The sequence below is a fragment of the Sphingomonas sp. PP-CC-3A-396 genome (genome assembly GCF_004343105.1).
Lineage (GTDB): Bacteria > Pseudomonadota > Alphaproteobacteria > Sphingomonadales > Sphingomonadaceae > Sphingomonas.
In genome coordinates this window covers 90986-101804 of the sequence record NZ_SLYF01000010.1, presented here as the reverse complement: position 1 = coordinate 101804, position 10819 = coordinate 90986, and the positions used below count along the sequence as shown (strand labels likewise).

The window sequence follows — 10819 nt, the reverse complement described above, 5'->3', positions numbered from 1 at the left end:
GTTGAAGAGTGGTCGGACGCGAAAGGCTACTCCCAGATCATAGCGTTAGATCAGGCGGTGCTCGAAGTGACGACATGGACCGGGCGTTGCCACGTCGATGCCGAGGACGGTCGCGTGGTCAACTGCTGGTTCACGAAGGTAATGTAGGAGCTTCTCAGCGTTCCCAAAAAACGAACCCTTTTGCAATCGACGTGCTGCTCGGGAAGCATCAGAGTTCTTCATCGAGGAAGGCCGCAAATTGGGCCGCCTTGAGGCCGATGCGAAATCCGTGAGTTTTGCATCAGATGGGTGCGGAAAGTCATAGGAAACGGGTCTGAGCCATTATAGCCTGCCCCTATGAAACATGCCGAACTACGGTCCATCGTTCACAACGTCGCCGATTCCCTCGGGAGCGGCATTGGTCTCATGATCGGCCATTACGAGATGGACGTTTATGGAGATGCCGAGCGCTCTCACGAGCGCGCGATCACGGTCGATTTCCTACACGGCGTTGTCATCGAAGGTGAACCGTCTACCTCGCTGGTGGAGTCGGTAGCGCTCTATAAGACCGCATTCGCTGACCTCTGTTCGAAAGCCGGTGGATCAATCGCTAACGTGGTAGAAGCAAAGGCCCGCTTTTGGTCCGACGCGTTGAACTGCCACTTCACAGTGACGATCACTGACCGCGACGGTCACCGCTCCGCAACAGACTATGCGGGCATACCTGGCCAACGGGTGAAGATCCTAGATCCCCTTGGGCGCTTGCGGCCTCGGCCAAGCGCCCAGGCCCGATGCAAAACTTTTGATTTTGCATCGGGATGGCCGGAATGGGAGGAAAGCGGAATGGCCGCTTTGGAGGCCACACCCCAAGAAACCGACCACTTAACGGGTATCCCAGATGCATCAATATTCTGCATCACAGGGGCCCTCGGCTTCCCGCTGTTTATGCGCTGATGCGAAATCCGTGAATTGTGCATCACGCCAACCCAAGCGCCATTTGTAGAAACAGTCATCACCGATACTGTATGAGACGTAAAAACACGGAGGGTTTATGGGCTTCTCGATATCATGGGTGGCGCTTCGACTACCGAAGGATCGCGCGCTCGAGATAATGGGTTTCAAAGACACTGGCGTGGCGGACGAGGCCAACGAAGCGCCATTTTCTGCCGCCTCACTACCAACTGGGTGGACAATCATTTGGTCTAATGATTTCGAATATGCGGTCAGTCCGAGTACCATTGGTCGCTCCTCCGATACCGAAATCGTTGGATGTCAGGTCGAAGAGCATGTGATGTTCAGTTCGTGTTTTGCGGCACAAAACGGCATCGTCACATGGAATGTCAGTCATGATGCACAGGAAGGAACATACGATGTTTCCTCAACCGGTCCGGTCCCGCACCAATTACGACAAATAGAAATTTCCAAGGTAGATTCGCAAAACGCAAGCGGTGGCGTAGATAGCGACGTTGATCACTTAATTGACGTTCCCATCGATCTAGCAGCGTCTTTTACAGGATATCGCTATGACGAATTCAACTATGATTGGGGTAGCCCAGAGTTCTCCATAATTGAGCAAGATCATAGTTGATCGCACGATTTGGCAGACACTCATAGTTACCGAAAAACGTTGTGGCCTGATGCAAAATTTTTGATTTCTGAATCAAGGAATGTCCGGGATGGGAAGGATAAGCGACGGTCCGCTTTCGGGCGAGAACCAGCACATAACTGCCGTTCACGGAATGCCGTGCATCCGATCCTTCTCAGTCCCAAGCCTTGTCCGAATAGTGACAAAACCGGCTCGCCGAACGGCACGCGTAGCCTCGCGAACGCATCGAACAGGCGTATCGGGAGTCGTAAGAACTTCAGCCCCTCTACCGACCTCATAGCCATTCTGCGTCAACGCGTCGGTAAGCTGGCGAGGGTTCAAGCCCGTGTCAGTAAGCGAGTAGGTGCAACTACGCCGATCTGCGGAAACCCAAACTCGATAGCTTTGGGAGAAATCCGCTTCGTTGGGGGCCGTCAGGGCGGCGGTAGCGAGAAGGGTGGCGAGCAGCATCAGCGGCGATGGTTGCACCAACCGTTGGTGTCCGCAATCAGGAACGGCTCAGGCTCTTCGCAATGTCTCGAAGTGGGCGTTCCGGTACGATCCGGCTTTCTCGCGAGGGATCGAGAAACGGGAAAGCGCCGGCATTCCCGATTGGGACCGATACGGGAATGGCCAGATTGTGGCGTCCGTTCGCTTACGAGTGCATTCTCGCCATCAAGTACATTAGCAGCAGCAAGACGGCGATCGTGATGACGATGAGCATCGCGATTGGGAACAACAGCCCGGCGCTGTTGTCGTGCCGCCAGGCCAGCACGAGAAACGTCACTACCACGCCTATCGTAAGCCCACGCGGACCAAAGCCGAAGCTTCCGATACCGACAATCAGGACGGCTAGGCCGACTGAAACCCCGACGCGTGAAGCCGTTTTTGAGAGTTCCATCGATCATTCATGTCATTGACGATCGTGAGGCGCAACATGACCTGCACGCCGACGCCGACGCCGACGCACTTCTCAAATGGTATGGTGAAACGGGAATGCGTATACCTTCCCAAATCCCCCGGTCGCATTGCAACTGAGGAGTAAACGAGCTTCGCCTTCTAACACCAAGATTGTATCGATCCCGCTCGACCCGATTGTTGCCTTCGAGCGTTACCAAACAATGAAACCAGACGAACCATTGTTAAGCGATGCGTATGAAGCGGGCTTAAAAAGCGGTCAAAGCGAAGGGGTTCCAGACCAATGCCCTTTTGAAGTTCATGATAAAATGTCAGAGCGTTTCGCGTGGCTTTCCGGTTTCAGCGTTGGAAAAGCTGTACGAAGGTTAAAGTACCAGTCCTGAGTTTGCTTCAAACGAAGGAAACGCGAGCTGGGAATGCAGGGCACCGGGTTTCGCCGCCTCCAGTTCGGTAAAGCGGCATCTACGCAAACCAAGTTGATGCGTGACGGTTCGGAACAGTTGCCGTCCTACCGCAGGACCGGGTAACGACCGGTATGCTCGATGAATTTGCAGCTGGCGCCGCTCGCGACGGTGATGACGACGGTATCCGCCAGATTTTAGACGAAGTTGCCGCTTCAACCGGAATGGGGTTTGTCGCCCTTGCTCGTGTTACCGATACACGCTGGATTGCCTGTCAAGTCGTCGATCAAATCGACTTTGGGATGTCACCAGGTGAGGAACTGAGGGTTTCAACGACTATCTGCAACGACATACGCGAGCACGGTAATACAGTGGTGATAGACGACGTGGCGGGAAATCCGAAGTGGCTAAGCCATCCCGCTCCGGCCCTATACGGGTTTAAGAGCTATGTTTCACTTCCCATCGTTCTCACCGACGGCTCGTTCTATGGCACTCTTTGCGCCATCGATCCCGAACCACGGAAGCTAGCTGGTCTCGGCAAAGTTTCGATGCTGAAGGGGTTTGCGGACAGGATCGCCTCGATACTATCTGCCGCTTGAACCAGACGCGAGTTAGGATAACGAACAGTGTTCCGTCGCGACCCCTAGTCCGGACGGGTCGCATCGTCCGGCGCAGACGATTATGGCGGAGCGCAGATCGCCCGCATAAACGTCCAGGTGTGGGCGTAAGCGGAATGGCCGGAATGGGAAACGAAGCGGACCGTCTTCTCATGGTGAGACAGGCGGCGATACCAGACATCGAACCGCTTAACGCCGAACGTTGGGCGTCAGGGTATCTAGTGCCTGAACAATGTAGAGGGCGAGAACACCACGCCCCTCCATTTTGTCGGCTATTACCAGCGCTTCCAGCAGAAGCGCTTTCAATTTTTCCTGTTGGTCGAACGTCATCCTCGGCCTCCTGTCTAGCATTCCGACGTGCACCGTAAGGCCTCTCGGGGATAACTTAGATCAAGAAAGGTAAATGATCCTACCAATATAGAATTGATTAGGATCAAGTGGGCTGACTATAGCGCCCTCGTCGATGGGGCCAGGGGCCGACCGAACGCGATTGATCTATCGCTTGCGCTTTTATCGATCGCATTCGGCTACGTTAAACAGGGATCTCCAGATGAATTTGACGGCAAAATGATCGACCTTAGCGTCCTTGTCGGGGCGCCAGCGGCATGGCTGGAATGGTTAGGAAAGTGGCCGGCCCCGCTTTTTTAGAGTTGAGTGACGATCGCCGAATTTGGACCAGACACCGAACGTCGGCCATCATGGTATCCATGATATGGCAATCAATGAGGCAGGTCGTCGACTAAGAGAAACCTTTCCGTGAATTGACCAGCCTGTCTAAAAGCATTGAGATCAACTATTTCATATCTTCTATTATTGTGCTTGATTAAGTCACTTTCAACTAGTGACCTGATAGATCTATTAACGTGAACAGGTGTGATTCCGACGCTCTCCCCAATCTGCTCCTGCGACATAGGTAGGGAAAAGCGCAACCCATCACTCAAGCCGCGCAACTTGGTTCTGGCAGCAAATTCGTTCAAGAAATGAGCTACACGAGTCCGTGCAGATCGCGCACTTATATTTAACAGCCACTCCCGTAACTGTCGAGACTCCGCCGTTGTGATTATATCCAAAGCCAACCGAATGGATGGGTGGGAATCAATTAACGATTCAAACTCGGATTTTTGCACAAACGCGATGATAGATTTTTCCGTACAGACCACGTTATAGTCCAGATTATTCACAAATCTATTTTCTGGATTAACTACGTCTCCGGGGATTATTAACGATACAATTTGTCGATGACCGTCTATATTCTGCTTTTGACGGAATAGATGTCCTGATATTACAAACGCATAGTCAGAAAATGACAAGCCTTCCCTGAATACGTAGCTTCCCGACTCAAAGGTTCTTGTTCGAGCTTTCAAACGGCCTAAAGCTTCGCTGTCGAATACTTGCTTCTGCGAATGCGCCGATAGGTTTTTTGCAATCAGACCACGAGAGTCAATTTCCGAGATCAAAACAAGGGTCCCGTTATATCGGCGGGAGCATTGCGTCTCTCAGTTGCCAAGGGCCGTGATCGGTCAGCAATTTATGATTTATACCATAGGTTGCCGAATGAACCTTGATTTAAATTAAAGTTGACGTCGGCAATCACGGTACAGCGGCAGTTAGGCCAGCAGTTCGGGGCATATGGGCAACTTTAAACCGGGAACGATGCGCTGAACGAATGGCCGTTACTGGGAGCTTTGATCGCCAGCCCGGGTGTCCGGATGTGGGCGAGCGGCCCCCTGCCCTACGGCTGCCGGCCAGACCCATAGCCGGTCATTCGCGGTTCGTTTTCGGCTTCCCAACTTCAGACATTTGTTCATCGAAATATTTGTGGTCGGCTTCCGGGCTGCCGACGCGGGAGCGAACTTATAAGACGCGATCGCTCGCCATCGACCGCGTGCCAAGCCTCAGTTTAGGATGGCGCCGCTGTTCGCCCGCGTGAAGGCTTCGTCCGGATCAGGCGTCGCGCCTCTGTCCTGAGGGCGATCGCCGTATCCCGGTCGCTTGGCGAGATCGTTCCATCGACCCAAAATATCGACCTTGTAGACCGGTTCGCTCCAGTCGTTCGCACGACCTCGTCAAACGCGATCGATACTGCGTCATCGCCATAGCGGAGGATGCCGGTCACCCTCTCCGTGATCGCGTCAGCAAGCCGGCTTCTGATCGTCCGACTTGCCCGGCCATAGCTTGACGATGACGTGCGGTACCACTCAGCCCTTCGCCAACGGCGCGAGATATTGCTCGTCGCTCACCTTTTCCATCCAGGTTACGGGTGTGCCATTCACAGATTCCTGGATGGCGATGTGAGTCATGGCGTCATGCGCGGTCGCGCCATGCCAGTGCTTGTGTTCAGGGGGACACCAGAGCTGGTCGCCCGCATGGAATTCGAGCTTCGGTCCGCCCTCGACCTGCGTCCAGCCGACACCTTCGGTGACGATGAGCGTCTGCCCGGCCGGGTGGGTATGCCAGGCGGTGCGTGCGCCCGGCTCGAAATGGACCACGGCACCGCCGACGCGCGACGGCTCGGGCCGCTGGAATTGTCCGGTGATCGTGACCTTGCCGGTGAAATACGCGTCGGGGCCGGGGACCGTCTTCAGGTCTGCCTTGCGGGATATATCCATCTTGCTCTTTCCTTGCTGTGCGTGTGCGACGCCATTGGACGCCAGGAGAATTGCCGAAATTGTCAGAACTCTGATCATCATCGTCCTCGATAAACAGTGCGCAACGCTGCGGTGGCCCTCTGCTGTGAAGCCAAAAATCATAATTGCTGCGCGGTCGGGCGGAAGATGATCTCGTTGACGTCGACATCATCGGGCTGACTGATCGCAAACGCCGCCATCCTGGCAAAGCTGTCGGCTGAGATACCGACCTTGCCGACATAATCGCTGTTTGCGGAGCGGACGCCCTCGGCCGAGATCTGCTCGAGCAACTCGGTCTTCACCGCGCCGGGGCACAGGATAGTGGTCCGGATGTTGTAGTCCTTCACTTCCTGACAGAAGCCTTCGCAGATGGCGCGGACCGCGAACTTCGTGCCGGAATAGACCGCCGATGCTGGGAAGACGACGTGGCCGGCAACGGAAGAGGTCGTGATCACCTGGCCCGATTTCTGCGCCTTCATATGCGGCAGCGCGGCCGCGATTCCGTACAGCACGCCCTTGATGTTGACGTCGACCATGCGGTCCCATTCATCCACCTTGAGGCTTTCCAAAGCCGACAGGGGCATAATCCCGGCATTGTTGATGAGGACGTCGATCCCGCCAAAGCGCTGTACGGCGGTGTCGACGAGGTTGGCGACCGCTGCACGGTCGGTAACGTCGGTCTGCACAGCCAGAGCCTGTCCGCCCGCCGCCACGATCTCTGCGACGAGCGTTTCGAGGCGACCTGTACGGCGCGCGCCGAGCACGACCGTCGCGCCGCACGCCGCCAGATGCCGTGCCGCCGCCTCGCCGAGGCCGCTCGAGGCGCCGGTAATCACGACGACCTTATCTTTGATACGGTCAGTCATTTCACTGCCCTCCATTTCAGCAATTGATCGGGGCGGCGATACGCCGACCTCGATGTGCTTACGTTGCAGACGGAATATGGGACACGCGGCAGGCTAGATTACCCGCTATCTGGTTGATGCTTCGATGAACAGATTTCATCAATCCGAACCATCAGCATCCAACGCGACTCCGCGATCGATTGGTCGACAAATCCGGGAGATTGTCTGGATGACACGCTGGTCATTCGCGTTAAATACGGCGAATACCGTTTCAAAGCACACCCGTCCAAACTGCAACGGACCCAGTAATGCCTTTGATCGATCGACGAATGCTGTTGGCGGGACTCGCCGTTGGCGCTGCCACTTCGAGGACTGCGTGGGCAGCCAATCCCGTTCTGCCGGGCTGGTACGCCGATCCGGAGATCCGCATTTTCGGCGATCGATACTGGATCTATCCGACCTATTCCGCCGACGGGCCCGTCCCCGCCCCGCCCAGCCGGTTCACCCGTTGGCAAACCCATGAACGCGCCTCGCCGACGATATGGAGCCCGTTTCTGCGACAGACGTTTCTCGACGCGTTCTCCTCGCCAGACCTGGTATCCTGGACCCGCCATCCGCGCGTCCTCGACGTCAAGGACGTCGACTGGGCGGCCTATGCGGTGTGGGCCCCTTCGGCGATCGAGCAGGATGGCCGCTATTTCCTGTTCTTCGGCGCGAACGACATCAAGACCGACCGACAGCGCGGCGGAATCGGCGTGGCGGTCAGCGACCGCCCGGAAGGCCCGTTCCGCGACGCGATCGGCAAACCCCTGATCGGCAGCATCGTCAACGGCGCGCAGCCGATCGACCAGATGGTGTTCCGCGACGACGATGGAACCTGCTACCTGTATTATGGCGGCTGGAAACACTGCAACGTTGTGAAGCTGTCGCGAGACCTCACCAGCCTCACCCCGTTCGCGGACGGCGAGACGTACAAGGCGATCACCCCCTCCGCCGACTATGTCGAGGGACCGTTCATGCTGAAGCGGCGCGGAATCTATTACCTGATGTGGTCGGAAGGCGAGTGGACGGGACCGCTGTACAGCGTCGCCTACGCTACGGCTTCCAACCCTCTCGGACCGTTCACACCGCGCGGCAAGATTCTCGAGCAGGACGCGCGCGTCGCTCGCGGCGCGGGGCATCATTCCGCTGTCTGCATCCCTGGAACGGATGATTGGTATATCGTCTATCACCGACGTCCCCTGGGTGAGACGAACGGCAATCATCGTCAGGTCGCGATCGAGCGGATGCATTTCCGTAAAGACGGCAGCATAGCGCCGGTCGTTCTGACCCAGGGCGGCGTGACGGCCCGACGCCTGCCGGTGGCGACTAAAGCGAGGCCAGGCTCTTAGGAGGCGCCATCAGCCGGATTTGCTACCGCTTTTCGTGGTCGAAGTTCGAAGACGAGCAGCGTCGACGTCGCCGTCGCGCAGAGCTGCCCCTTCTCGTTGACCAGGGTCGCCTCCGAAAATGCGGCGCGACCGCCCATCGACACAAGGCGTCCGACCGCCCGGATCTTCCCGCTGGAATCGTTCAGCGGGCGTAGAAACGACACCTTCAACTCCAGCGTCGTATAGCCGAAGCCCGGTTTCAACCCGGTGTGCGCAGCGATGCCGCAGGCACTGTCGAGGATTGCCGAGATATACCCGCCGTGCACCGTTCCCATCGGATTGTAGGACGTGCCGTCCGGCGTGGCTTCGAAGACGGCATGCCCGTATTCGACCTCGACCAGCGAGATGCCGAGCTTTTCCCCGAGCGGAGGCTGCCGCCCGGTCGCCAGCATCGCGCGAACCTGGGCAAGCCCGTCAGGAGTGATCGGAAGGTCAGTCGTCATGGGTCGATCTCACATAGCGGTTCTTGGTAAAGCAGAGGCAACGACTGGATCTCAACGATTTCCAGGCGCTCGGAACGAGGCAGCGGCGCCACGACTGGCCGCTGCGCGCGCTGCCAGTACCTGATCAACCGCCAAGACCGACCGTCTGTCCACCATCCACGACCATCGCATGACCGACCATGAACGCAGCCGAGTCGGAGCAAATGTAGAGCACCGCGGCGGCGATCTCCTCGGGCTTGCCCATGCGGCCGATCGGCTCCTGCGCGATCATCTTCTTCTGGCCTTCCTCGGTACCGCCAGACACCCGGTCGGTGATCATCGGCGTTTCGATGATGCCGGGGCAGATGACGTTCACGCGGACATTGTCGCCGATATATTCGAGCGCAGCCGACTTGCTCATTCCGATCACGCCGTGCTTGACGGCAACGTACCCGGCCTGCCCTGCAATTCCGACGACGCCTGCGCCCGACGAGGTGTTGACGATCGCGCCGCCGCCCCGCTTCTGCATCAGCGGAATCTGGTATTTCATGCAGAGGAACACGCCGCGCAGATCGATCGCGGTCATGCGGTCGAAATCCTCCTCACTGAGGTCCGCCAGCAGGATCTGCTGCTGCTCGATACCGGCGTTGTTGAACGCGATGTCGATGCCGCCAAAGGCCTCGACCGTCTTGTCGAGCGCGGTACGAACGTCCTCGCTCTTCGAGACGTCGCAGGTGATCCCGACCGCGCTGCCCCCCGCTGCCTCGATCGCCGCGACGACCTCGGCAACGCCGTCTCCGTTCAGATCAACGACGGCGACATGTGCACCAGCCTCGGCGAAGGCGATGGCAGTGGTGCGCCCGATTCCATTGGCGGCGCCGGTGACGAAGGCGATCTTGCCTGCGTAATTCTGGTTCTGGTCGGCCATCTCGATTTCCTTCGCGCTGAAGCGGCTCGATCGCCGCGGATATGGTTCAGAACGAAGTCGGTCGATGCCGCTTCCATGAAATCCCCTCACCGATCCGGTGCAGTAGCCTCATTGGGCCGACAGGCCGCTGCGGTCGTTCCTCGTGACTAGATTTAAAGACAAGCCCGGGATGCCCGTACATGAAGCCGCATATCATCTGTCACATGGCCAGCAGCATCGACGGCAGGATCCTGCCTGAACGCTGGACGCCAAGCGGCGCGCATTCGCATGATATTTACGAGGACCTGCATGACAGGCTCGGAGGCGGGTCATGGCTCGTCGGCCGTGTCACCGGCCAAGAGTTCGCCAAGCGCGACGCGTATCCGGACCAGCCGGAGGCGAGCTTTCTCCGTACCGCCTGGCTCCCGAACCACGCGGCGGAAGCGTATGGCATCGTGTTGGACGCTCATGGCAAGATCGCGTGGGGGCGTAGCGATGTAAGCGGCGATCCTATCGTGGTCGTGCTAACCAAGGCGGTATCGGACGCGCATCTCGCGGGACTGCGCGAGGACGGCGTCGGCTATGTCTTTGCCGGCGAGACCGACCTCGACCCGCACGAGGTCGTAGAAATTCTGAATACCGAACTGGGGATCGACCGCCTGCTCCTCGAAGGCGGCGGTCACCTCAACGGCGGCTTTCTCCGTGCCGGCCTCATCGACGAGATCAGCCTGATGCTCGTGCCTGCGATCGACGGGGCATCGGGCGCTCCGGCCGTTTTCGAAGGCTCCGGCACGGCGGCTTCGGAACGGTTGCCGATCGATACTCTGGCGTTGATGAGTCATGACGTCATGGACGGCGGGACCGTCTGGCTTCGGTACCGGGTCACTCCAGCCTGACGGTTCGCGGTTTTACGGGCGTGTGCATGAGCAGCGCTCACCAAGGCATCAACGTCTGGCTGAATTGTCGGTCGGATCGTCCTTCCCTAAATTAGCATTCTTCGCAGCCAACCGTTCGTCCCCGAACCGGCACGGCACGAGCGCCCGGATCCGTCGCGATCCCCCTCCACGACGGGTCCGGGCGCATTTGGC

Annotated in this window: 13 protein-coding genes; 6 read left to right on the top strand and 7 right to left on the bottom strand. The window is 57.8% G+C overall.

What is annotated here, in order from left to right:
- Nucleotides 1-336: 336 nt before the first annotated feature.
- The gene (locus tag C8J40_RS18505) at nucleotides 337-933 is read left to right on the top strand and encodes a hypothetical protein (RefSeq protein ID WP_132898256.1); all 597 of its coding nucleotides are present in this window, start codon (nucleotides 337-339) and stop codon (nucleotides 931-933) included.
- Between the two features lie 97 nt (nucleotides 934-1030).
- Nucleotides 1031-1567 carry a hypothetical protein gene (locus tag C8J40_RS18500; protein WP_132898255.1) on the top strand — a complete coding sequence of 179 codons (537 nt, stop codon included), beginning with the start codon at nucleotides 1031-1033 and terminating at the stop codon, nucleotides 1565-1567.
- A gap of 652 nt (nucleotides 1568-2219) precedes the next feature.
- Here C8J40_RS18500 and C8J40_RS20600 read toward each other — a convergent pair.
- Nucleotides 2220-2465 (bottom strand): hypothetical protein, encoded by a 246-nt coding sequence (locus C8J40_RS20600; protein ID WP_132898254.1) that lies wholly within the window; start codon nucleotides 2463-2465, stop codon nucleotides 2220-2222.
- A gap of 220 nt (nucleotides 2466-2685) precedes the next feature.
- On the opposite strand from C8J40_RS20600, the gene C8J40_RS20445 reads away from it, so the two are divergent.
- Both C8J40_RS20445 and C8J40_RS18490 read left to right on the top strand, forming a co-directional pair.
- The gene (locus tag C8J40_RS20445; RefSeq protein ID WP_165911508.1) at nucleotides 2686-2865 is read left to right on the top strand and encodes a hypothetical protein; all 180 of its coding nucleotides are present in this window, start codon (nucleotides 2686-2688) and stop codon (nucleotides 2863-2865) included.
- Nucleotides 2866-3017: 152 nt separating this feature from the next.
- Nucleotides 3018-3482: a GAF domain-containing protein gene (locus tag C8J40_RS18490; RefSeq protein WP_132898253.1), complete on the top strand. Its 465-nt coding sequence runs from the start codon at nucleotides 3018-3020 to the stop codon at nucleotides 3480-3482.
- A 207-nt stretch (nucleotides 3483-3689) separates the two neighbouring features.
- Here the strand turns inward: C8J40_RS18490 and C8J40_RS20440 are convergent, their stop codons facing one another.
- From C8J40_RS20440 to C8J40_RS18470, 4 genes are all read right to left on the bottom strand, one after another.
- Nucleotides 3690-3830: a hypothetical protein gene (locus C8J40_RS20440; protein WP_156362132.1), complete on the bottom strand. Its 141-nt coding sequence runs from the start codon at nucleotides 3828-3830 to the stop codon at nucleotides 3690-3692.
- 389 nt (nucleotides 3831-4219) lie between these two features.
- Nucleotides 4220-4957 (bottom strand): Crp/Fnr family transcriptional regulator, encoded by a 738-nt coding sequence (locus tag C8J40_RS18485; RefSeq protein ID WP_132898252.1) that lies wholly within the window; start codon nucleotides 4955-4957, stop codon nucleotides 4220-4222.
- A gap of 741 nt (nucleotides 4958-5698) precedes the next feature.
- The gene (locus C8J40_RS18475) at nucleotides 5699-6109 is read right to left on the bottom strand and encodes a cupin domain-containing protein (protein ID WP_056024474.1); all 411 of its coding nucleotides are present in this window, start codon (nucleotides 6107-6109) and stop codon (nucleotides 5699-5701) included.
- Between the two features lie 137 nt (nucleotides 6110-6246).
- Nucleotides 6247-6993 (bottom strand): SDR family oxidoreductase, encoded by a 747-nt coding sequence (locus C8J40_RS18470; RefSeq protein ID WP_132898251.1) that lies wholly within the window; start codon nucleotides 6991-6993, stop codon nucleotides 6247-6249.
- 287 nt (nucleotides 6994-7280) lie between these two features.
- On the opposite strand from C8J40_RS18470, the gene C8J40_RS18465 reads away from it, so the two are divergent.
- Nucleotides 7281-8363, top strand: a complete 1083-nt coding sequence (locus C8J40_RS18465; RefSeq protein WP_243693490.1) for a glycoside hydrolase family 43 protein — start codon at nucleotides 7281-7283, stop codon at nucleotides 8361-8363.
- Here the strand turns inward: C8J40_RS18465 and C8J40_RS18460 are convergent.
- Together C8J40_RS18460 and C8J40_RS18455 are read right to left on the bottom strand one after the other, a co-directional pair.
- Nucleotides 8360-8845: a PaaI family thioesterase gene (locus C8J40_RS18460; RefSeq protein WP_056024468.1), complete on the bottom strand. Its 486-nt coding sequence runs from the start codon at nucleotides 8843-8845 to the stop codon at nucleotides 8360-8362. The genes C8J40_RS18465 and C8J40_RS18460 overlap by 4 nt on opposite strands.
- A 124-nt stretch (nucleotides 8846-8969) precedes the next feature.
- Nucleotides 8970-9752 (bottom strand): glucose 1-dehydrogenase, encoded by a 783-nt coding sequence (locus C8J40_RS18455; protein ID WP_132898250.1) that lies wholly within the window; start codon nucleotides 9750-9752, stop codon nucleotides 8970-8972.
- Nucleotides 9753-9931: 179 nt separating this feature from the next.
- On the opposite strand from C8J40_RS18455, the gene C8J40_RS18450 reads away from it, so the two are divergent.
- Nucleotides 9932-10627 carry a RibD family protein gene (locus tag C8J40_RS18450; RefSeq protein ID WP_056024461.1) on the top strand — a complete coding sequence of 232 codons (696 nt, stop codon included), beginning with the start codon at nucleotides 9932-9934 and terminating at the stop codon, nucleotides 10625-10627.
- Nucleotides 10628-10819: the final 192 nt, after the last annotated feature.